Annotated in this window: 17 protein-coding genes and 2 pseudogenes; 5 read left to right on the top strand and 14 right to left on the bottom strand. The window is 63.0% G+C overall.

All coding sequences use genetic code 11. The features are described from left to right. Nucleotide 1: 1 nt before the first annotated feature. Together NCR38_RS17060 and NCR38_RS17055 are read right to left on the bottom strand one after the other, a co-directional pair. The gene (locus NCR38_RS17060; protein WP_250477415.1) at nucleotides 2–520 is read right to left on the bottom strand and encodes a hypothetical protein; all 519 of its coding nucleotides are present in this window, start codon (nucleotides 518–520) and stop codon (nucleotides 2–4) included. 159 nt (nucleotides 521–679) lie between these two features. Beyond that, nucleotides 680–1,375, bottom strand: a complete 696-nt coding sequence (locus NCR38_RS17055; RefSeq protein ID WP_061115843.1) for a response regulator transcription factor — start codon at nucleotides 1,373–1,375, stop codon at nucleotides 680–682. Between the two features lie 196 nt (nucleotides 1,376–1,571). Here NCR38_RS17055 and NCR38_RS17050 point away from each other — a divergent pair, with 196 nt between their 5' ends. Then, nucleotides 1,572–2,024: a response regulator transcription factor gene (locus tag NCR38_RS17050; protein ID WP_061116096.1), complete on the top strand. Its 453-nt coding sequence runs from the start codon at nucleotides 1,572–1,574 to the stop codon at nucleotides 2,022–2,024. 120 nt (nucleotides 2,025–2,144) lie between these two features. On the opposite strand, the gene NCR38_RS17045 is transcribed toward NCR38_RS17050, so the two are convergent. The 11 genes and pseudogenes from NCR38_RS17045 to NCR38_RS16990 all read right to left on the bottom strand — a co-directional run bounded on the left by NCR38_RS17045 (nucleotide 2,145) and on the right by NCR38_RS16990 (nucleotide 16,515). Next, on the bottom strand, nucleotides 2,145–3,080 hold the full coding sequence (locus tag NCR38_RS17045) for an aldose epimerase (protein ID WP_061115844.1): 936 nt from the start codon (nucleotides 3,078–3,080) through the stop codon (nucleotides 2,145–2,147). A 49-nt stretch (nucleotides 3,081–3,129) separates the two neighbouring features. Next, nucleotides 3,130–3,969 carry an ABC transporter permease gene (locus NCR38_RS17040; protein ID WP_404989840.1) on the bottom strand — a complete coding sequence of 280 codons (840 nt, stop codon included), beginning with the start codon at nucleotides 3,967–3,969 and terminating at the stop codon, nucleotides 3,130–3,132. A gap of 77 nt (nucleotides 3,970–4,046) precedes the next feature. Further along, complete coding sequence (locus NCR38_RS17035; protein ID WP_061115846.1) at nucleotides 4,047–4,913, bottom strand: ABC transporter permease; 867 nt, start codon at nucleotides 4,911–4,913, stop codon at nucleotides 4,047–4,049. After that, on the bottom strand, nucleotides 4,910–5,986 hold the full coding sequence (locus tag NCR38_RS17030; protein WP_061115847.1) for an ABC transporter ATP-binding protein: 1,077 nt from the start codon (nucleotides 5,984–5,986) through the stop codon (nucleotides 4,910–4,912). Before NCR38_RS17030 ends, NCR38_RS17035 begins: the two co-directional genes overlap by 4 nt. 81 nt (nucleotides 5,987–6,067) lie before the next feature. After that, nucleotides 6,068–7,171 (bottom strand): ABC transporter substrate-binding protein, encoded by a 1,104-nt coding sequence (locus NCR38_RS17025; RefSeq protein WP_409219294.1) that lies wholly within the window; start codon nucleotides 7,169–7,171, stop codon nucleotides 6,068–6,070. A gap of 1,033 nt (nucleotides 7,172–8,204) precedes the next feature. Further along, a complete protein-coding gene (locus NCR38_RS17020; RefSeq protein ID WP_061115850.1) occupies nucleotides 8,205–8,897 on the bottom strand; it encodes a FadR/GntR family transcriptional regulator in 693 nt (230 codons plus the stop codon). A 153-nt stretch (nucleotides 8,898–9,050) separates the two neighbouring features. After that, nucleotides 9,051–13,442: pseudogene (locus NCR38_RS34475) on the bottom strand (YadA-like family protein); the annotation flags it as partial. Between the two features lie 348 nt (nucleotides 13,443–13,790). Beyond that, nucleotides 13,791–13,916, bottom strand: a pseudogene (locus tag NCR38_RS34470) (ESPR domain-containing protein); the annotation flags it as partial. A gap of 739 nt (nucleotides 13,917–14,655) precedes the next feature. After that, on the bottom strand, nucleotides 14,656–15,492 hold the full coding sequence (locus NCR38_RS17000) for a 3-keto-5-aminohexanoate cleavage protein (RefSeq protein ID WP_061115858.1): 837 nt from the start codon (nucleotides 15,490–15,492) through the stop codon (nucleotides 14,656–14,658). Between the two features lie 183 nt (nucleotides 15,493–15,675). Further along, nucleotides 15,676–15,957, bottom strand: a complete 282-nt coding sequence (locus tag NCR38_RS16995) for a DUF3303 domain-containing protein (protein ID WP_061115859.1) — start codon at nucleotides 15,955–15,957, stop codon at nucleotides 15,676–15,678. 222 nt (nucleotides 15,958–16,179) lie between these two features. After that, nucleotides 16,180–16,515 (bottom strand): hypothetical protein, encoded by a 336-nt coding sequence (locus NCR38_RS16990; protein WP_250477414.1) that lies wholly within the window; start codon nucleotides 16,513–16,515, stop codon nucleotides 16,180–16,182. Between the two features lie 258 nt (nucleotides 16,516–16,773). On the opposite strand from NCR38_RS16990, the gene NCR38_RS16985 reads away from it, so the two are divergent. The 3 genes from NCR38_RS16985 to NCR38_RS16975 are packed head-to-tail and all read left to right on the top strand — an operon-like array spanning nucleotide 16,774 to nucleotide 19,152. Then, nucleotides 16,774–17,064, top strand: coding sequence for an EF-hand domain-containing protein (locus NCR38_RS16985; RefSeq protein ID WP_061115861.1), 291 nt, complete (start codon nucleotides 16,774–16,776; stop codon nucleotides 17,062–17,064). 13 nt (nucleotides 17,065–17,077) lie between these two features. Then, nucleotides 17,078–17,791 carry a response regulator gene (locus NCR38_RS16980; protein ID WP_061115862.1) on the top strand — a complete coding sequence of 238 codons (714 nt, stop codon included), beginning with the start codon at nucleotides 17,078–17,080 and terminating at the stop codon, nucleotides 17,789–17,791. Further along, nucleotides 17,788–19,152 (top strand): ATP-binding protein, encoded by a 1,365-nt coding sequence (locus NCR38_RS16975; RefSeq protein ID WP_061115863.1) that lies wholly within the window; start codon nucleotides 17,788–17,790, stop codon nucleotides 19,150–19,152. The genes NCR38_RS16980 and NCR38_RS16975 overlap by 4 nt, the downstream gene beginning before the upstream one ends. A gap of 2 nt (nucleotides 19,153–19,154) precedes the next feature. Here the strand turns inward: NCR38_RS16975 and NCR38_RS16970 are convergent, their stop codons facing one another. Beyond that, nucleotides 19,155–20,546 carry a polyhydroxyalkanoate depolymerase gene (locus NCR38_RS16970; RefSeq protein ID WP_061115864.1) on the bottom strand — a complete coding sequence of 464 codons (1,392 nt, stop codon included), beginning with the start codon at nucleotides 20,544–20,546 and terminating at the stop codon, nucleotides 19,155–19,157. Between the two features lie 209 nt (nucleotides 20,547–20,755). Between NCR38_RS16970 and NCR38_RS16965 the strand changes: the two genes are divergently transcribed. After that, a complete protein-coding gene (locus tag NCR38_RS16965) occupies nucleotides 20,756–21,409 on the top strand; it encodes a glutathione S-transferase family protein (RefSeq protein WP_061116097.1) in 654 nt (217 codons plus the stop codon). Nucleotides 21,410–21,424: the final 15 nt, after the last annotated feature.

Here is a 21,424-nt window from a genome sequence, read left to right as displayed (position 1 = left end):
ATCAGGAAGGCTTGCCGTTGCGCATGTCGACGCCGGCCAGATGCGTGCCGACGACGCGTCCGATCAGATAGCCGTCCGATGCGCACGCGTTGACGCGCTCCTTGCCGTCCCACTGGATCTTGTACTGATCGTCCAGGGAATGGACCGTCGACGGGTCGAACTTGCGCCGGGCCTTGCCGCCATTGCGCACTTCCTCGCTGACGAGGCGGTTCCAGGTGAGCGCGTAGCCGTAGCGCACGCCGTCGGCAAAGGCGCCGTCGTCGCAGACTTGAGATGGGGGCGTCGTCTTGAGCATCAGATGGTAGCCGTTCGCGCTGCCGACCATGATGCGCTGCTCGCCCGGCGGCGCCGGCGGTGCGGGCGGCCTGGCCGGAGCCTGAGCCGCTTGCGTGGCCGATGCCGCCGACGCCGCCGCGGTGTCGGTGCCGTTCTGCTGCGGAAGCGGCGCGCATGCGCCGAGAAGCAGCGCCGCTGTCACCGCGATGGCCGTGCCGGCGCCTTGCATTTTTATGAACGTCATCCTGCGAATCACCTACGCTGACCCCATCTCAAATATAGTCCGGGCTCTACCTTACCATCCCAGGCGCATTCCTCGGAACGATGAGAAAAAGGCGGCGCAGATGCGACGACGCGGACGCCTTTCAGGCTGACCGCGTCGAAAAGAAGAGGAATGGAAGGGTCAGGACGCCGACGACGTGTTGCTCATCGGCATTTCGATCCCGCGCCGCGCCATCTCGACGATCAGAAACGTTCGCCGCGTGACGTGAAAGCGCGCGAGCAGATCGCTTGAATATTCCTTGGCAGTGTTTTCGCTGATGTTCATCTTGCGCGCGATAGCCTTGTTCGACAGGCCTTGCAGCAGATAGCGCAGCGTCTCGGTCAGGCGAGGCGGCAGATCGAGCGATTCGACCGTCACGCCTGCGTGCGGCGAAACCGGCTTCGGGCTGTGGCCGCCCTTGCCGAGCACGGTGTTCGGCAGGTAGACGCGCCCGTTGAGAATCGTCTTCAGCGCTTCGCGGAAGACGCCCGCGCCCTGCTCGCTGCCCTTCGAAATGAATCCGCACGCGCCGTTCTTGATGCATTCGAGCACCGTGTCGCGGTCGTCCTGCGCGGAAAGCATGATCGTCTGGATCTCGCGCTCTTCCTCGCGAATCCAGTTGAGGAGGTCCATGCCGGTCGCCTGGCCGCGCAAGTGGTAGTCGAGGAACATGAGATCGTAGGTGTTGGCGGAAAGCTTGGCCTTCGCCTGCTCGAACCCATCGGCTTCGTCGATTTCAAGCAAAGGCTCGTTCGCCAGAATGAGGCTTTTCATGGCGCTCCTGGTGAGCCCTTCGTCCTCTACTAGCAACACAGTTTTGAAGTAGCCATTTTCCATTGCGAGGCTCCGAGAACGGTTCCGATATTACGCGCGCCGCGCGCGGCGACCACCCCCCTTTCGCAGGGATACATTCGGCAGTCTCACAAAATCCACCGCATCCCCCTCCCGTGCCGGGTTTAGCGGCCGGTACGTTCGGTCGACACTGGTCGCAGTCGAATCAACCACGTAACGCAATACGAGAATGGAGGATGAGATGTCAAGCCGTCTGGCCGACAACGAAAGCGAATTCGCGTTGTGGCGTATCAAGCGGGCCCGCACGGCGGACACATCGCGCCGTGTGCTGATCGCCCATCAAGACAAGTCGATCGGCGATTCCCTCGCCGTGCAACTTCGGCTCAAAGGCTTGCAGGTCATCCATTCGCAGGATATGAAATCCGTGCGCGCGCTGGTGCATAGCTGGCAGCCACAGGCGCTGCTTCTCGATACGCGTCTTGACAACGATTCCGGCTATGTCTTTCTGCGCACGCTGCGCATGGACGCGGACGTCACCGGGCGGCTCCTCGTCGCGATGAGCAACGTGTGGCCCGCCGACCCGGTTCAGACGCTCAAGGAAGCCGGTTTCGATGCCCACTGCCGTCGGCCTTGCGCGACCTGGCGCATCGTCGATCTCGTCGAGTCGTTCTTTTCCATGCCGCTCACGCGCTGAGTCCCGAATCCGGAGGTGCCGCCATGAACAGAGATGCTTGCCTCGTCGTCGGGGGCTGGTTGCCGGCGCATGCGTCGCGCCTTCCCGCGGTTCGCGAGCGCGCCTGCGTGGAAGCGCGCGTCAGGCGTCGCCGCCGTCGCGCCGGGCCGGGGTCTCGCCGACTGCCATCGCGAGCGACGCCCGTATTTCACTACCTGGCCCGATGAGCGCGATGCCGGTTTCGGGCAGCCCTTGCGCCGCGAGGTTGAAGCCGTCGCTCACGTGCGAGACCGGTTCGACGCACAGATAACCCGCCCCGGCCGGACAATGCACGACGACGTGCTTCAGCGTGTCGTCGGCTTTCAGTTGGAGCGAGCGGCCGTCCGGGTAACGCAGCGTGGCGCGGCCGTCCCATCCACCCAGATAGCGCGTGTAGCCTTCCCTTTCCCGCACATGTCGATGCGCGGGCGCCTCGACCGTCGGCTCGATGGCGATCTCCGCTTCGTGACGCCAGTGCGTCGTCGCATGGAGTTCGGCTTCCTGGGCGCCGAAGTATGGGTGAAAGCCGAGGCCGACCGGCATCGGGCTGGACGACCGGTTCGCGATGCGCATCGACAAGCGCGCGCCGTGCGCATTCGCTTCGATCAGTTGCACGGCCTCGAACGCCCAAGGCCAGCCATGCTCGCCCTCGCCGTGCACGTAGCGCAACGCGACGCAATCCGCCTCCTGAAGCTCGACGCTCCATGCCGCGAACTGGCCGAAGCCGTGCAGCGCGTGCACCATGCCCGGAAACGTCGCGAGTTCGACGAGGGAACCGTCCGGCGCGGCAAAACGCGCATCGCGCACGCGATTCGAAAACGGCACGAGCGGATAGCTGCCGCCTTTGGGCCATGCGTCGCACGGCCAAGTGACGGCCGTCACCGGCACGAGCCAGTCCTGCCATCCGCGCGCGCCTTGCGTGGCGAAGCGCGTAATGCGCCCGCCCGCCGCCGGCGCGATTTCGACGACATGCGGCCCGCTCGAAATGCTCAGGCGCGGCCCGGCGTTCAGCGGTACGACTTCACGAAATTTCGTCACGACACGACTTCGATAGGAAAAGAACCCGCGCAGCCGCGCGGGCACGATGTCACTGTTTCTGTTCCTTCACGCGCGACACGAGTTGCGTCGGGCTCACGAACTGCAGCGCGATCAGCACCCACACCATCGTGATGGCCATGTAGATCATCGCCATCGCGTCGATGGATTGCGGCGCGCGCACGCCCGTTGAGAAGACGGCGTAATAGAGCGCGACGACGAGCGTCTGGGTCGTCGGCCCCGCGGTGAAGAACGTCAGCTCGAACATGCCGATGGTCCGCACCAGCACGAGCAGCCCCGCGGCCAGCATGCCGGGCACGAGCAGCGGCAGCAGCACGTAGCGGAAGTAACGGAACGTGTTCGCGCCGAAGATGCGCGCGGCCGATTCGAGGTTCGGATCGATCTGCTCGATGAACGGCGTCATCACGAGAATGACGAACGGCAGCGCAGGCACCAGGTTCGCGAGGATCACGCCGGTCAGCGTGCCTGCGAGATGGAACTTGTACATGACCGTCGCCATCGGGATGCCGTAGGTCACGGGCGGCACCATCAGCGGCAGCAGGAATACGAGCATCGCGAAACGCTTGCCGGGAAACTGCACGCGGGCGAGCGCATAGGCCGCCGGCACGCCGAGTACGATGGAGAGCAGCACCACCGCCCCCACCACTTCGAGCGTCACGAGCAGCACGCTCGAGAGCTGAAAATCGCTCCACGCCTGCGCGTACCAGTGCAGCGTGAAGCCCTGCGGCAAGAGCGTGCCGAACCAGCGCGTCGCCACCGAATTCACGGCCACGGTCGCGATCAGCAGCAGCACGTTGACGAGGAAAAAGCCCATCGTCGCCCAGACGAAGAACTTCCATAGCCTGTCGCGCAGGCTCACTTGCTGTTTCATGTGCTTGCCGGTGCCGTTCGCGGTTTCGGTCGGGGCGCCGGCCTGCCAGCCGGACGCCGCGCGGTTATCGGTCGTCATTATCCCTTGCCTCCCGTCACCGGACCGGTATAGAAGAAGCGGCGCGCGCCGAGCATGCCGCCCACGACGAGCAACTGCACGAAGCCCATCACGATCGCAATGGTCGATGCGAGCGCGTAGTCGTAGTTTTCGAACGCGGCTTCGGAGGCGGCGATCGAGATCACGCGCGTCGGACCGGCCGGCGCACCGAGCAGCACCGCCGACGGAAACACCGAGAACGCCTGCACGAACGAGAGACAGGCGGTCATCGTGAGACCCGGCAACAGCAGCGGCAGATAGATCTGACGGAACTGCTGCCACGGGCTCGCGCCGAGCGTCGCGGCGGCGCGCGCGAGCGTCGGGTCGATGCCGGTCACATACGACAGCGTCAGCAGAAACGCGAACGGAAACCCTGACACGATCAACGAAATCAGCACGCCCCAGTAGTTGTGCGTGAGGCGCACTTCATCGCCATAGAGATGGAGTGCCTGCAATGCCTGCGGAAACCAGCCGTTCGGGCTGAAGTACGTCAGCATGCCGTCGGCGATGAGCACGGTGCCGAGCGTCACCGGCACGACGAGCAGCGTCGTGACGAACTTCTGCCACGGCGAGGTGCGGCGCAACGCGAACGCGACCGGCACCGACACACCGACGTTGATGATCGTCGCGGGCACGGCGAGCTTCAGCGTGACGATGATCGTCGGCCACATCGACGAGTCGGTGAAGAACGTGATGTAGTTTGCCCAGACGCTGCCGCCGTTCATCGGACTGAACGAGAGCATCAGCCCGTAGGCGAACGGATAGATGAACAGCGCGAGGATGAAGAAGAGCGCCGGCGTGACGAGCCAGCCCTTCGGATCGCGTTGCTGCGCCGGAAGCGCGATCATTTGTCTTCTCCGTACACGAGCGTTTTCGAAGGCGCCACGCGCAGCGAGATGCGCTCGCCTTCGCTGCATTCGCCCGCGATGCGCGCCCAGAGCTTGCCGAACGCGGAATTGACGATGATGAGCGAATCGCGGCCGCCGTACTCGACGACTTCGACGTGCGCATCGAAGGCGTTCTCGGCGCCGGGCGTCGAACGCTCCATGTCTTCCGGGCGCAGCGCGACGCTGACGCGCTTGCTGTCGAAGCCTTCCATCGGCGTGCCGACGAGCCGCACGCCGTTCGCGTTCACCGCGACCGCCTCGCCCTGCGTGCCTTCGAGGGTGGCCTGCACGACGTTGCGAAAACCCATGAAGCGCGCGACATGCAGATTTTTCGGCCGCGAATAGACTTCCTTCGGCGAGGCCACCTGCTGGACGACGCCTTCCTTCATCACGACGATGCGATCGGCCATCGACAGTGCTTCGTCCTGATCGTGCGTCACGTAGATCGTCGCGCGCTCCAGCTTGCCGTGGATGCGGCGGATTTCGGCGCGCATCTCGATGCGCAGCTTGGTGTCGAGGTTCGAAAGCGGCTCATCCATCAGAACGAGCGGCGGCTCGATGACGATCGCGCGCGCGATCGCCACACGCTGCTGCTGGCCGCCCGACAGTTGACCGGGAAGCTTGGCATCGTGGCCGATCAGTTGCACGAGCTGCAAGGCGGCCTTCGCGCGCTTGGTCGCTTCGGCCTTCGGCATGCCGCGCATCTTGAGGCCGAAGCCGACGTTGTCCAGCACCGACATGTGCGGAAACAGCGCGTAATTCTGAAAGACCATGCCGAAGCCGCGCTTTTCGGGCGGCAGCACGTCGATACGCTTGTCGTCGAGCCAGATGCCGCCGCCCGTCAGCGGTTGCAATCCGGCGATGCAGTTCAGCGCGGTCGACTTGCCGCAGCCCGATGGCCCGAGCAGCGCGATGAACTCGCCGCGCTGGATATTCAGATCGAGCCCCTTCAACGCCGCGAGCTGCTGCCCTTCGGCGTTGGTGAAACTGCGCGAGACCGAGTCGAGGCGCAACTGCTCAAAAGTGTGCTTCATGACAATTTCCTGCGCTTTTTTGTACAAGCGGCGACGCGCCCTGGCAGGAGCGTCGCCGTCTCATCACAGCGTTACGCCAACTTACTTGGTCTTCGCCGCGCCGATTTCCCGGTCCCACTTCTGGAAGGCCGCCACCATCGACTGCGCATTGAGCGGCAGCACGTGCGGACGGTCGGCCAGCAGCTTCGCGTACTCGGGCCGGCCGAACTTCTGGATGACTTCCTGGCTCTTCGCGGGCGCCATCGAGAGCGGCACGTCCTTCACCGCCGGGCCCGGATAGAAGTAGCCATCGTCATAGGTCAGCGCCTGCTGCGCCGGCTCGAGCATGAAGTTCATCAGCTTGTAGAGCACGTCGAGCTTTTCCTTCGGCACGCCCTTCGGGATCACCATGTAGTGGGCATCGTTCACCCAGGTCATGTTGTCGAACGCGGCCACCTTGAACTCCGCGGGCACGATGCCGAGCGCGCGCGGGTTGATGTCCCAGCCGGTCACCGTGACCGTCATGTCGCGCGTGCCTTCGCCCAGTTCCTTCATGACGGCCGATGTGCCGCCCGGGTAATACGGGATGCAGTCGTTCAGCTGCTTGAGGAACGCCCAGGTCTTGTCCCAGCCGTTGATCGGGTCCATCGGGTCCTTGTCGCCGAGCACGTACGGCAGGCCCATCAGGAAGGTGCGGCCCGGACCGGAGTTCGCCGGGCGCGCGTAGATCAGCTTGTTCGGATGCGCCTTGCACCACGCGAGCAGTTGATCCGGCGTCTTCGGAACGTCGGTGACCTTGGCCGGGTTGTATTCGAGCAGCGGCCCCGCGGGCATGTAGGTCACTTCGAGGCCGTAGCCCTGCGCGATGTCCTGCATCTTGCGCGGGCCGGGTGCGTACTTGTCGAGCACGCCGGGGAACGCCTTCGCGTTATCGGGGAGCAGTTTCTCCCACAGGCCTTGCTGGATGCCGGCCGCGAGTGCGTCGGTGCCGGTGACGACGAGGTCGATGTCCGAGCGGCCCGCCGCCTGCATCGCCTTGATCTTGCCTGGCAACTGCGGCGCGGGCGCGTTCGTGAAGGTGATGCTGGAAACGAGGTCCGGATATTTCGCCTTGAACGCTTCGAAGCCCTTTTGCGTGAGCTGCAGATTGCCCGCAACGTCGACGATGTTGATCGATACGGGATCGGCCGCGTGTGCCGCGCTCATGCCGAAAACCGCGCTAACTGCGACGCAAACCGCCGCCAGCTTCACTGACAGTCCTACCTTGAAAGCCATGTTGTCTCCTCACTTCTCTCGCAACCAGGGGTCGGGAAAAGGTCCGGTCGTATCGTCGATGTTGTTGGTTCGGGTCGATCGCCGGCCTGTTTGTGCTTCGTTCTGATTCGTTTGTGCGCCGCTTGCTTGGCACCTTGAATGTAGCGGGTCTCTGTACGCGTGCGTCCTCATGGCGACCGGATGCTGAAAAATAGCTAACAGGGTCATAGGATGTCAAGCAAATCGGGGCTGCTGAGGCTGTTACCGAAACAGCGTGAGCGTGGTTTTTCCTCTGGCGATAGCGCTTTGCAAGGTCTCTCGGGAGATACCCCAACGGCCTGTTTAACTCGAATTTAACCGGTGTTTCCTTAGGAGTTACCGGGTGTTTTCCTGGTCGGCGTGATGTTCGACTTGAGTTCAGGAGGATGCCGCGCGGATACGCAATATGGGCGCGCGCATGTCGACGCAAGATCGTCCGCATGCGTTGGTCTGTACTCGACGCGCCTCGTGATGCCCGCATGTTTCCAAGCGCGCGCGCTGATCGCCGCTTCCTCGGATTTGGACGCTGAATTCTTTGTCGCCTGAAGCGTGTCTTTAATAGAAGTGCCGGTGAACCTTGATCGACTCTTCTGAACGTAGCCGAACGGCCTTCTCGCATCGCCCTACGGTCTCGATGCACGCGGTGCGATGGACAGTCCGCACGAGGGATGTGTGCCTGAGTGAGCCTCACCCCTTCTGTCTCGGCCATGGAGGCGAGTCAAGCAACTCGCCATGCTCGCTGCGGGCACGTGATCGTGGTCCCAGCTCTTGCCAGGACGGAGCGCGCTCACCGCCCCGTCGGCTGCGATGCGGATTCATGAAGCTCGCCGAAGGACAGATAGCTGGCGGTCTACATCGACGTCAGTTTAAGTTGTCAAACAACTTTGTTGCGGCGGGCATGACTTCGGCCGTCGACACGCAGGTTGTGTGACAACTGTGACGACGACTAGTCGCCGAACATCCTGACGATCGCGTTCTCGAGATGCGCCTTCATCGCTTTCCCGGCTCGAGCGGCGTCGCGCGCGCGAATTGCTTCGAGCACTTCCAAATGTTCGCGCTGGACGACGCGCTGCCGCTCGATCGTCTTGACGAACGAAAGATTGCGCGACAGATTCATGCTGACTTCGACCTGTTCTTCGATGAACGACAAGGCAGTGATGAAGAACTGATTCTTCGACGCTCGCGCAACCGCGAGATGGAACGCGAAATCGTCTTTTGCGCCGATGCCCTGCCGCGTTTCGACGACGCGCTCAAGCTGGTCCCATGCATCCTGGATCGCGCGGATATCGTCATCGTCAGCCTTGAGGGCGGCGAATTCCGCTGCCCCGGACTCTGTCACGATCCGAAATTCGTAGCAGCGGCGGATGTCCGACAGCGTTTCGAGCGGCGCGAAACGGCGCATGTCCGCATCAGGGCGGCGTCCGACGGTGGTGCCTGAGCCGCGCCGCGTCACGATGATGCCGTCCGCGCGCAGCCGTGCGAGGGCTTCGCGCACGGTCGGGCGAGAGGTCGCGAACCGTTCGGCGAGCGCGTGTTCGGTAAGGAGCCGATCGCCCTCCTTGAATTCGCCTTCCACGATGCTATTGAGGATGTCGCTGTAGATCCGGTCGGCGAGTCCGGAGGACTTACGCTCGTTCATGTTCGCGCTTGTCGTGCTTGTCAGGGTGGAGACCGATTGTAAGGCAGATTATTTGCGCGGTGATACGTCGCGGGGACAAGCCGAGCAACGCAAAAGCGGTGGACGCAGCAGCTGCGTCGCCCGCCCCGATCACTCGGCTGCTACGTCAGGCGCTTACCACTGATGACCCGCGCCGATGGTAAACCCGATATTGCCGGAACTGCTGGTGTTACCCGACGCCTTCACCACCCACCGATCGTCCTGCGTCACGTACGAGATACCGATCGCCGCGCCGGATGCGCTCGCGTAACGCGCCCCCGCGACGGCCACCATGGTCTTCCCCGGAGCGGTAGGCTGCGGCAATCCGGCTGCGGCCATCGCCGCGGCGATACCACCGTAAGCCGTGCTGGCGACGTTGTTGATCTGGCTCTGCACGCCAGCGATGCGCGAATCGGTGTAGCTCTGCGCCTGCGCCGATGCCAGGTTCAATTGTCGGACGTTGACCGCGTCGGTGTCTTGCGTGCCGTTGGCGACGTTCGTGATCTGACGTTCGTTGCCTGCGGATCCGACCGATACCGTGTTCGCCCGGTCGGCCACCGAACTCGCACCGAGCGCGACCGAATTGTCCGCCCTCGCGTTCGCGTTCGCGCCCATCGCGGTAGCGTGGGCGCCGGTAGCGCTGGCAACCTCGGTGTTGCGATCCCCGTCGGCCGCGAACAACGGATTGCCGCCGCTCTCGGCGATGTTCGTCACGCGGTCGAGCGCGGCGTTCATCTGGTTCACGTTCACGGCATCGGTGCCCGCAACGCCCGCCGCGACGTTGTGAATCGTCGTCGCGCCGGTGCCATTGCCGAGCGTCAGGTTCGAATAGTCGGCTTTGCCATCCGTACCCGTGTCATACGTCACGGCTGTTTTCGACGAGCCGTCGCCGTCGATCAGGCCCGCTTGCTTCAACTGCGACACATTGACGGCGTCCGTGTCCTCCGTGCCGGCCGCCACGTTCGTGATCTGACGCGACGCGTTTGCCGAGCCGACCGAAACGGTATTCGGACGATCCGCCACGGAGTTCGAACCCAATGCCACCGAGTTGGCCGCCGTTGCCGACGCGCTGCCTCCGATTGCCACCGAGTCCGCGCCCGTCGCGGACGAATCCGGCAGCGTCGAATTGGCGTGGAAGTACTTGATCCCGCCGCCCGTCGTGATGTTGTTCAGCGTGTCGTTGATCGTGGCGATGCCCGCCGTGTTCTGCGTAACGCGGCCGTCGAGGTTAGCGAGCGCGTCGCCGACGTTGTTGAACGTCGAATTGTCGATGAACGTATAGGTCGGCTTGGTGATCTTGCCGTCGGCGTCAACGGATGATCCGCCGCCCAGCGCGTCCGCGGCGCTTTGCGCGGTCGCAAAGAGTTGCGAGCCGTTGATCGCTTCGTGGCTCGTCTGGTCGACCTTCCCGTTGGCCACGTTGTCGATCGTTACCTGCGCTTGTGGATCCTGCGCATGCAGCGTGACTCTGCTGCGCGTCGGATCGTCGTAGGTCACTACGTTTGCAAGGCTCGACGAGATCGTCGAGGTCAATTGCGAGACGTTGACGGCATCGGTCGCATCCGAGCCGGCCGCGACGTTCGTGATGCGACGCTGCGAGGTCGCCGAGCCCACCGATACCGTGTTCGGCTGATCCGCCAACGAGTTGGAGCCGAGCGCAACGGCGTTATCCGCAGATGCGATCGCGTTGCCGCCGATCGCCACCGCATCGACGCCGAGCGCGGAAGAATCCGGAAGGGTCGAATTGGTATGGAAGTACTTGATGCCGCCGCCGTTGTTGATCGTGCTCAGCGTCGTGTTGATGATGCTGATGTCCGATGTGTTCTGCGTGACGCGGCCGTCGAGGTTGGTGAGCGCGTCGCCGACGTTGTCGAACGTCGAATTGTCGGTGAACGTGTAGGTCGGCTTGGTGATCTTGCCGTCGGCGTCAACGGATGATCCGCCGCCCAGCGCCTCCGCGGCGCTTTGCGCGGTCGCAAAGAGTTGCGAGCCGTTGATCGCCTCCAGGCTGGTTGCATCTACCGTCCCAGGCGCGACATTCTTGAGCGTAACCGGCGAGCCCGGTGTGCCGAACGTAACGCTCGTGTGACCCGGATCATCGTACTGGACGGTGTTGTCCAAGGCGACCGACAGCGAATGGACTCCCGTCGACAACGAGACGACTGCGGTCGAAGTCGAGGTCGAAAGCGTAACGATGCCGGTTGACAGCGTTGTCACAGCCGTGGAGGTGGATGCGGACAGCGTGTCGATACCCGTCGACAGAGACGCGATGCCGGAGGTTACCGTGCTGAGGCCGGTGGAAAGCGACGCGACGCTCGATGTCACCGTGCTCAAGCCTGTCGACGTTGAGGTCGACAGCGAGTCGAGGCCGGAGGTCACCGTGCTGAGGCCTGTGGAAAGAGAATCAACGTTCGATGTCACTGTGCTCAGGCCTGTCGAGGTCGAGGTCGACAACGAGTCGAGGCCCGAGGTCACCGTACTCAAGCCCGTTGAGGTCGAGGTCGACAGCGAGTCGAGACCGGAACTTACCGTGCTGAGACCCGTGGAAAGAGAATCAACATTTGATGCGACTGTACTCAATCCTGTCGACAGGGAACTTACATTGGACGTAACCGTGCTGAGTCCCGTGGACAGCGAGTCCACGTTAGACGTCACCGTGCTCAGTCCGGTGGAAAGCGAAGCGACGCTCGAGGTCACCGTGCTCAGGCCCGTCGAGGTTGAGGTCGACAGCGAGTCCAGACCAGATGTCACCGTGCTGAGCCCTGTGGAGAGAGAATCAACATTAGATGTAACCGTGCTCAAGCCTGTCGAGGTCGAGGTGGACAGCGAGTCGAGACCGGAGGTCACCGTGCTCAAACTGGTCGAGGTCGAGGTCGATAACGAGTCGAGGCCTGAGGTCACCGTGCTCAGGCCGGTCGAGGTTGAGGTCGACAGCGAGTCCAGACCGGAGTTCACCGTGCTGAGCCCTGTGGATAGCGAACTCACGCTAGACGTGATGGTGCTCAAACCCGTAGACAGCGAGGTCACACCGGACGTCACCGTGCTCAGCCCGGTGGAGAGCGAAGCGACGCTCGAGGTCACCGTGCTCAGGCCCGTCGAGGTTGAGGTCGACAACGAGTCCAGACCAGATGTCACCGTGCTGAGACCGGTGGAAAGAGAACCAACATTCGATGTAACCGTGCTCAAGCCCGTCGAGGTCGATGTCGACAACGAGTCGAGACCGGAGGTCACCGTGCTCAAGCCCGTCGAGGTCGATGTCGACAGCGAGTCCAGACCGGAGTTCACCGTGCTGAGCCCTGTGGATAGCGAACTCACGCTAGACGTGATGGTGCTCAAACCCGTAGACAGCGAGGTCACACCGGACGTCACCGTGCTCAGCCCGGTGGAGAGCGAAGCGACGCTCGAGGTCACCGTGCTCAGGCCGGTCGAGGTTGAGGTCGACAGCGAGTCGAGACTGGAGGTCACCGTGCTCAAACTCGTCGAGGTCGAGGTCGACAACGAGTCGAGGCCTGAGGTCACCGTGCTCAGGCCCGTCGAGGTCGAGGTTGACAATGAGTCCAGACCGGAGGTCACTGTGCTGAGACCTGTGGAAAGAGAATCAACTTTCGAAGTAGCCGTGCTCAAGCCCGTCGAGGTCGATGTCGACAGTGAGTCCAGACCGGAGTTCACCGTGCTGAGCCCTGTGGATAGCGAACTCACGCTAGACGTGATCGTGCTCAAACCCGTAGACAGCGAGTTCACACCGGACGTCACCGTGCTCAGCCCGGTGGAGAGCGAAGCGACGCTCGATGTCACCGTGCTCAAACCCGTCGAGGTCGATGTCGACAGCGAGTCGAGACTGGAGGTCACCGTGCTCAAACTCGTCGAGGTCGATGTCGACAACGAGTCGAGACCGGAACTTACCGTGCTGAGCCCCGTGGAAAGTGAATCAACGTTCGAGGTAACTGTGCTCAAACCTGTCGACAGCGAGCTCAGGCCGGTGGAAAGCGAAGCGACGCTAGACGTCGCCGTGCTCAAACCCGTCGACGTCGAACTGGACAGTGAATCGAGGCCCGAGGTCACCGTGCTCAGGCCCGTCGAGGTCGAACTCGACAGCGAGTCCAGACCGGAACTTACCGTGCTGAGACCCGTGGAAAGTGAATCAACGCTCGAGGTAACCGTGCTCAATCCCGACGAGGTTGAACTCGATAACGAGTCCAGACCTGAACTCACCGTGCTGAGACCCGTGGAAAGAGAACCAACATTCGACGTGACCGTGCTCAAGCCGGTCGAAACCGAACCCGACAGCGAGTCGAGACCTGAACTCACCGTGCTCAATCCCGTCGACAACGAACTCACGTTCGACGTCACAGTGCTCAAGCCAATCGAAACCGAAGTCGACAGTGAATTGACACTTGAATTCACCGTGCTCAGACCCGTCGAGAGCGAATTCACTCTGCTTGACGCCGTGCTCAGGCCTGAGGACATCGAACTGGACACCGTGAAGAGCTGAGAGCCATTGATCGCGTCCAAGCTAGCGGCATTCACAAGTCCGGGCGCCAGTCCCGTGATCTTGTCCCGGTTCATGTTGATCTGCGCGTATGCGTTGATCGTGGTCATACTGGTGCCGGGATCTGTGACAATGGTCAGCTGGTCGGCACCCGCGGTACCGAACACAAGCGTGTTGGAGTCCGTAGCGACGGCATAAGCGCCCACCAGCGCAGCCTGGTCAAACGCGACAAAGCCCACTCCAGTCTTGCCACCGCTGTCACACGCTGCGCCGCCCTGCGGACCGCTAGCCGTCGATGAGAAGCAGTTCACATATGCGTCCGCGTCGAAGACACCATTTACATAGCTATTCGCATCCACCGCGTGCGCCGTTCCGCCCGCAAACGTAGCCATCGCGGAGGCAGCCACAACCGCCGATCGCTTCGTGCTCTTCCCCTTGGTCCGAGCAAATTCATGCGCAACCACCCACTCTCCAGACGCCTGACTCCACACCACCTTATACGTTTTGTTCACTCGAAACCTCGTAGATTCAATCGCTCAACATTCACGACTCGGCATGAAGCGCCCGCTCGCCAGGACAGATAAATGAAACAGCTTGTGATTTCTTGCATTTAGTTTGCGGCCGGTCGGCCAGCATTCGAATTCAGGATCTTCAGTGGCGTAGATATGACCAAATAGTTAGATTTACTAACGTTACAAGACGTAACATTGGTATATCTATACGCTCCCGCCACAATGGAGGTCCGCAATTCTTGGCCTTCGCGGCGGGCGTTTCAATTCATAAATTCTGAAAAAACCTCTATTCCGATTAAGGAATCCAAAATGTTTCAAAATCCGAAGGCCTTCAGTCGAACTTTCTTACTTGCAAAAAAACTGACGCGAGGCAACTAACAAGGCTAATTGAGTGCCAAATGGAATCGTCGGGAAACCGTCTTGAATAAGCCTGGGAAGCGATATCAACGAATTTTATTTCGGTTGTACGTTCGGGTTTCGTGCTGCGCAGAAGGCTAAGCGGAGCCGACTTTGCTCGATCCGCACGTCGATGCGTCGGAGCCCTCGGGCGCGGGATCGCTGGCGGGGAAGCTGCGTCGGCCATCGATGAAAGCGCGGGCAGGACGCTGGTCGCGTCGTCGCCAATGGACATGCAGACGCGTACCCGCATCGGCGGCGTCACGATCCGCGCAGGTGAAAAGACAAACAAAAAGCGCGCCGTGGTTTCCCGACGGCGCGCCTCGACCCGCATGGACAACACTCAAATCGACAACAACTTCCGCGCCTCCTGCGCCGTCGCCACCGGCCTTCCATACTCCGCGCACAGCGACGCCACCCGACTCACCAATTGCGCATTGCTTTTCGCGAGCGTGTCCTTGTCCCAGCGCACGTTGTCTTCCAGCCCCGTGCGACAGTGCCCGCCCAACTGCAGCGTCCAGTGATTCACTTCGAGCTGATGACGCCCGATGCCCGCAGCGGTCCACGTCGCATCGGGCAAGTTCTTCTTCAACTGCTCGACTTCGAATTCGAGAATCTCGAGCCGCGCGGGCAAGGCGTTCTTCACGCCAAGCACGAACTGAACGTGCACGGGTGACTTCAACAAGCCCTGATTCACCAGATCGACGGTGTTATAGAGCATCGCCAGATCGAAAATCTCGATCTCGGGCTTCACATTGTGATCGAGCATCATCTGCGCGAGCGAGCGTACGAAGTCGGGCGGATTCTCGTAGACGATCGTCGGAAAATTGACCGAGCCCGTCGCCAGCGACGCCATGTCAGGCTTCAAGTCGAGCATCGCGCCGCGCTGCTCGAACGAGCGTCCGCGCCCGCCCGTCGAAAACTGGATGATGATGTCCGGGCAATGCTTGCGGATGCCCTCCTGCAAGTCCGCAAACCGATGCCGGTCCGAGCTGGAGCGTTCATCTTCATCGCGCACATGCAGATGCACGAGCGTCGCGCCCGCTTCATACGCCTCATGCGTACTCTCGATCTGTTCGGCGATCGTGATCGGCACGGCGGGATTGTCCTTCTTGCGGGGGACCGAGCCGGTAATGGCAACCGATATCACGCACGGTTCTTTCGTAGGGGATTGGGTCACGCTTCGCTCCTTGAAGGCGCCATTCTTGCGGCAACAATGCAGGATCGCGAACGGCGCTCAGATTTGAACTAACTAGTACGTTTGTGATAGTGACGCATTGTCCGTTCCGCTGCCAGCCAAACAAACCCTGACTCACCGGCCTGTGCATCGCTGTTCGTACGACGAATCGGCCGGCGTGTTCGTCTACTGTCGCTGCGCATATTCCAACAGCATTTTGCCGACCTGCTCGTCGGTGATCGCCGGTTTGATGTCGAACATGAACAGATCGGCCCACTCGTGCGCCCAGCACGCGAGCGGCTCGATGTCGTCGCATTCGCATACGGCGACGCCCCAGATGGAGCCGATCGCATGCCAGCGTCCAAGCAGCTTGATGCCCTCGGGCGGCGCGCCGCGGGTTTGAATGAATCGCTCGGCCGCCTGGCGTTCGACCTCGGGCTGCGCAGTCCAGTTGACGATGAATAGCATGGCTCGATCCTCCTGTTGGAACGCCATGAAACGGCGCGAAGCGCCGGGTCGCCGCCGCATCGGCCCATCGGGTCGACGCGGTTCATTCAGTATAGGAGGCAGGCGCGCATTGCATCGCCGCGTATCGCTGCATATCGGTTGCATATTGCAGTACGCATTGGGCGCGGCCGGGATGCACTATGCTCCTGCCACCGGATTACGCAAACGCGAGCGTGGCATCGGTCAATGCATCACGACGACGGGCGTCGCGAGCACCGGTTGCGCATACGTGATCCTGACGGACGGCGGGACCACATACGGCGACACCACGACGACCGGCCTCGGCGGAGGCGGAGGCACGGCGACCGCCACGGGCGCGACGACTACGGTGCGCGCGGGCACGTAGTAATAAGGCGGCCTCGGCGGCGGCGCGTAGTAGTACACCGGACGCGGCGGCGGCGCGTAGACGACGGCCGGCGCGACATAGGAAACCTGCACGCTCGTTCCAGCCGCTGCGGTTTTGGCGCAGGTCAGGCTGATGGCGGCAACGGCGGAGACGCTAAGCAAACGGATGTTCATGGTGAAGTCCTCATGCATCGTGGAACATGGAATTCGGCAGCGTGAACGAAACACGTCTGCCGGCGATGAGAACGATAGCGAAGCGTCGCGCCAAGCGTGAGCCGTAACTTATGTCGCCGCATGTCGGCAAAAGCGTGCGGATCCGCGCATGAAATCCGGCGACATGATTCGTAGCATCCGTGAGATTGCGTTCGCCGTGCGGCTCAATAGAATGGCATCACCGTCGACGTTCATTCGTATCCGGCCAGGGAGAAAGCCATGCGAAAAATTCTTGTCATGCTTGCGGCATGCGTGGCGTGCGCCGCGTTCGCGCAAACCGCGACCCAGCCGATGGGCGCGAGTCCGCGCGTGGAACACGCGCTCGGGCAGTTGCAGACCCGCTTCTCGAGCGCGAACACGACGCACGACGGCAAGCTCACGCGCGAGCAGGCGTCGGCCGGCATGCCGATGGTGGCCAGGCACTTCGATGAGATCGACACACAGAAGAACGGCTACGTGACGCTGCCGCAGATCGAAGCCTTCATGCGCGAGCACGCCACGCAACGCTGATCCGGGAGCATCCATGGAAACCCTGCCGAAGATCATCGTGCTCGACGACGAAGCCGAGTTGCGCAACATGCTGCAGCGTTTTCTGAGTACGCAGGGGTTCGAGGTCCGCGTCGTCGAGAACGGCAAGCGGCTCGACCGCTACCTTCAGCGCGAGCCTTACGACCTGCTCGTGCTCGACTGGATGATGGAGCCCGAAGACGGCCTCTCGGTCTGCAAGCGCCTGCGCGCCGAAGGCCAGACGCTGCCTATCCTGATGCTCACGGCCAAGGGCGATCCGGTCGACAAGGTGATCGGCCTCGAAACCGGCGCCGACGATTACCTCGCCAAACCCTTCCTGCCGCAAGAACTCGTCGCTCGCGTGCGCGCGCTGCTGCGCCGCCAGAAAATCGCCGCCGGCGATCCGACGCACACGCAGCAGGTCGTCCGCTTCGGCGAATTCCGCCTCGATCTCGCGAGGCAAAAGCTCTATCGCAACGGCGAGCCGTTCGATATCCATTCGGCGCAGATGCAGTTGCTCCATGCGCTCGGCTCGTCGCCGAACCGCGCGGTGAGCCGCGACAACCTCATCGCCCGCACGCGCGGCCGCGATCACGATGCGCTCGATCGCAGCATCGACGTGCAGGTGCTGCGGCTGCGTCAGATCGTCGAGGAAGACCCGGGCAAGCCGCGCTTCATCAAGACCGTCTGGGGCGTCGGCTACATGCTGCTCGCCGAAATCGAATCGTGAGCGCCGTGCGTCGCGTCCATTTCGTGCCGCGCTCGCTCTTCGCGCGCAACATCCTGTTGCTGGTCGCGCTCGTCGCCGTGAGCCAGGTATGCGCGATCGCGGTGCTGCTGCACTTCATCCAGACGCCGCGCATCGAGCGGGCGGCGGCGACGTTCGCAAGCTACATCGTCACGCTCGACACGCTTTTGCAAACAACGCCACCCGACGCCGCGCAAACAGTCGCCGCGCACCTCGACCTGCGCCGCGACTTGCCCGCCGGCGCGCACGAGACGGCGCCGGGATCGCGCTTGCGCTTCTATCAAACGTATCAGCGTCAGACGTTCATCGAGAGCCTGCGGCAGCACTTGCCCGCCGGCATGCTCGTGCGCTGGCAAGGCGGCGAAACGGCCGACGACGGCCAGCAACGCTTGTGGATCCGCGCGCATCTGTCGGGCGAGCCGCGCTGGCTTGCGTTGCCGGTGCCCGAAGCGGCACACGACGACGGCCTCGTGACCGCCCTCCTTCTGTCGCTTGGACTCGGCGCGCTCGCGTTCGCGACGGCCTATGTGATCCAGCGCCACCTGAACCGCCCGCTCGCGCATCTCGCCGATGCCGCGCGGCTCGTTTCCGCGGGCGGCGAGCCGGGCGTCCTGCCGACGGACGGCCCCACCGAAATCGCGCAAGTGAGCGGCGCGTTCAACCGCATGACGGCCGCGCTGAAGGAAGCCGAAGCGACGCGCGCGCTGATGCTCGCAGGCATCTCGCACGACATCCGCACGCCGATGACCAAGCTGCGCCTCGCCATGGCGATGTCCTCCGTGCCTGCGAAGGATGCGGCGTTCGCGGCATCGGCGGAGGGCTATCTCGACACCATCGACACGATTCTTCAGCAGTTCATGGATTACGCGGGCAGCGGCGCGAAGGAGACGCCCATCGTCGGTGATCTGAATGCGCTGATCGCCAGTCTCGCTGCCGATTTCGCGGGACTGGGACACGAGTTCGCGCTCGATCTCGGCCACATCGAACCGTTCCCGTTTCGCCCGATCAGCATGTTGCGCATGCTCATGAACCTGATGCAGAACGCGGTGCTGTACGGCGTGACCGGGCTGGAAGTGCGCACGTGGACCGACGCGCGGGCGAATGCCGCGTGCATCGTGATCGCGGATCGCGGCAAGGGACTCGGCGAACAGGATCCGGAAGCGCTCAAGCAACCGTTCAAACGCGGTGGCGGCGAAGGCCAGCCGAAAGGCACGGGCCTCGGTCTCGCGATCGTCGAGCGCATCGCGCGGCTGCATGGCGGCACGCTCGAGCTGCGCGCACGCGAAGGCGGCGGAGCGGAATCGCGCATCGTGCTGCCGCTTTCCGGCGCGGCGGCGAGCTGACGCTATTTCGTGGCGTGTGCGTCGTCGGGATCGGCGATTGCCTGCTTCGCGCCGCCCTCTTTCGCCGCTTGCGCCTGCTCCTCGACGACCGTCGATTCGCGCGCGAGCGGTGCGATCGCCTGCAACGGGACCATCGGCTGCGCGCGCGCGTTGACGCCGGCGGGACTCGGCTCGTTGTCGTGGATCAACGCGCGGATGCGCGGATAAATCTGCCGCTCCCAGCGCTTGCCGTTGAATACGCCGTAGTGCCCGACGCCCGTCTGCACGTGATGCGCCTTCAGGTACGGCCGCAGCTTGTCGCACAGATCCTGCGCGGCGAGCGTCTGGCCGACTGCGCAGATGTCGTCGCGCTCGCCCTCGACGGTGAAGAGCGCAGTGCGCCGGATCGCCGACGGATCGACCTTGCGGCCGCGCACTTCGAGTTGCTTCAACGGCAACGCGTGCCGCTGAAACACCGTATCGACGGTCTCCAGATAGAACTCCGCGGTGAGGTCCATCGTCGCGAAGTATTCCTCGTAGAAAACACGGATCACGTCGGCCTGAGCGGGATCGCCCTTCGCGCGCTGACGATGCATCTCCTCGAACGATTCGAGGTGGCGCGCGAGATTCATCGACATGAACGCGCCCAGTTGCATGAAGCCGGGATAGACGCGCCGCATCGCGCCCGCGAAGCCGAACGGCACCATCCCGATCAGGTTGCGCTCGAACCATTCGATCGGCTTGCTCTTCGCGAGCTCGTTTACGCGCGTGGGATTCACGCGGGTGTCGATCGGACCGGCCATCAGCGTCATGCTCGCCGGCTCAGCGGGATGCCGGTCCTCGGCCATCAGTGCGACCGCCGAGAGCGCCGCGACGGTCGGCTGACACACCGCGAGCAGATGCGCGCCCGGCCCGATCGTTTCGATGAAGTCGATGATGTGCTGCACGTACTCGTCGAAGCCGAAGCGGCCGTGCATCAGAGACACGTCGCGCGGATTGCGCCAGTCGGTGATATAGACGTCGTGGTCGGCGAGCATCGTGCGCACGGTGCCGCGCAGCAACGTCGCGAAGTGGCCCGACATCGGCGCGATGAGCAGCACGCGGGGCTGCGCAACGGCCACATCGGCCTTGCGGAAATGCAGCAGGTCGCAGAACGGCGTGCGCGCCGTCACCTCTTCCACGACGCGCATCGGCTGGCCTTCGACGTCCACTTCCGCAATACCGAACGCCGGCCGCGCGTGCGTGAGTCCGGCAAGCTCGATCAGTTCGCAGATCGCGTTAAGGCCGCGGCCTTGCGGCGTTGCGCCGATCTCCTTCCAGACCCGCAGCGCGCCGCCCGCGAGCGAGGCGGCGTGGCGTATCGGCAGCATCGAATCGGACCAGGCCTGATAGCCCGCGTAAGCAAAGGGATTCATCTCTCTTGCACGCGGGCCGCGCATGCGTCGAATGGGAGCAACGAAACAAGGCAATACGTATGCCAGTCGACCGTGGCGACGGCTCACCCGACCGAGCGACTGGCATACCCTTTGCACCGCTACCGTTCACGAGCGCGTTTTGCCGCCTTTCGGTGCCCGCACGCGCCGCGCTCGATCCGTCTTGGTGCACGACGCGCGAGGAGAACCTCATGGCGAACGCCACGCTTACCATCAGCAGCAAGAACTATTCGTCCTGGTCGCTGCGCGGCTGGCTGCTCACGAAGTTCAGCGGACTGCCGTTCGAGGAAGTCGTGATGCCCGCGGACGATCCCGGCGCGCGCGCCGAGCTGCTGCTGCTCTCGCCATCGATTCTCGTTCCGTGTCTCTTTCACGATGGCATCAAGGTCTGGGACACCCTCGCGATCGGCGAGTATCTGAACGAAGTGCGCCCCGGCGCCCGCCTGCTGCCGAAGGAACGTGCCGAGCGCGCGCATTGCCGGGCGATCTGCGGCGAGATGCATTCGGGCTTCGCCGCATTGCGCTCCGCCTTGCCGATGAACCTCAAGGCGCACTTTCCCGGCTTCAAGGTGTGGGCGCGCGCGCAGACCGACATCGAGCGCATCGTGACCATCTGGCACGAGTGTCTCGCGCAATACGGCGGTCCGTATCTTTTCGGCGAACGCACGTGCGCGGATGCGATGTTCGCGCCGGTCGTCACGCGCTTCGTCACCTACGACGTAAAGCTCGACGCCGATATCGTCGCGTACGGCGAGCGCATTCTCGCCATGCCGGAAATGCGCCAGTGGATCGCCGATGCGCAGCAGGAAGCCGAAGAGATCGACGAACTGGACGTCGAATTCTGAACGTCGCGCCGCAGA

It is taken from the genome of Caballeronia sp. INML1, from assembly GCF_023631085.1.
Classification (GTDB): Bacteria; Pseudomonadota; Gammaproteobacteria; order Burkholderiales; family Burkholderiaceae; genus Caballeronia; species Caballeronia turbans.
The sequence above is the reverse complement of the archived record's forward strand: the minus strand, read 5'-3'. Positions and strand labels throughout refer to the sequence as shown.

Bases quoted from the DNA above. Each gene is read 5' to 3' on its own strand.
- NCR38_RS17025 (WP_409219294.1), bottom strand. From the start codon at position 7,171: ATGAGCGCGGCACACGCGGCCGATCCCGTATCGATCAACATCGTCGAC.
- NCR38_RS16985 (WP_061115861.1), top strand. From the start codon at position 16,774: ATGCGAAAAATTCTTGTCATGCTTGCGGCATGCGTGGCGTGCGCCGCG.
- NCR38_RS16965 (WP_061116097.1), top strand. From the start codon at position 20,756: ATGGCGAACGCCACGCTTACCATCAGCAGCAAGAACTATTCGTCCTGG.
- NCR38_RS16990 (WP_250477414.1), bottom strand. From the start codon at position 16,515: ATGAACATCCGTTTGCTTAGCGTCTCCGCCGTTGCCGCCATCAGCCTG.
- NCR38_RS17060 (WP_250477415.1), bottom strand. From the start codon at position 520: ATGACGTTCATAAAAATGCAAGGCGCCGGCACGGCCATCGCGGTGACA.
- NCR38_RS17050 (WP_061116096.1), top strand. From the start codon at position 1,572: ATGTCAAGCCGTCTGGCCGACAACGAAAGCGAATTCGCGTTGTGGCGT.
- NCR38_RS17055 (WP_061115843.1), bottom strand. From the start codon at position 1,375: ATGGAAAATGGCTACTTCAAAACTGTGTTGCTAGTAGAGGACGAAGGG.
- NCR38_RS17035 (WP_061115846.1), bottom strand. From the start codon at position 4,913: ATGATCGCGCTTCCGGCGCAGCAACGCGATCCGAAGGGCTGGCTCGTC.
- NCR38_RS16980 (WP_061115862.1), top strand. From the start codon at position 17,078: ATGGAAACCCTGCCGAAGATCATCGTGCTCGACGACGAAGCCGAGTTG.
- NCR38_RS17030 (WP_061115847.1), bottom strand. From the start codon at position 5,986: ATGAAGCACACTTTTGAGCAGTTGCGCCTCGACTCGGTCTCGCGCAGT.
- NCR38_RS17040 (WP_404989840.1), bottom strand. From the start codon at position 3,969: ATGAAACAGCAAGTGAGCCTGCGCGACAGGCTATGGAAGTTCTTCGTC.
- NCR38_RS16995 (WP_061115859.1), bottom strand. From the start codon at position 15,957: ATGCTATTCATCGTCAACTGGACTGCGCAGCCCGAGGTCGAACGCCAG.
- NCR38_RS17020 (WP_061115850.1), bottom strand. From the start codon at position 8,897: ATGAACGAGCGTAAGTCCTCCGGACTCGCCGACCGGATCTACAGCGAC.
- NCR38_RS16970 (WP_061115864.1), bottom strand. From the start codon at position 20,546: ATGAATCCCTTTGCTTACGCGGGCTATCAGGCCTGGTCCGATTCGATG.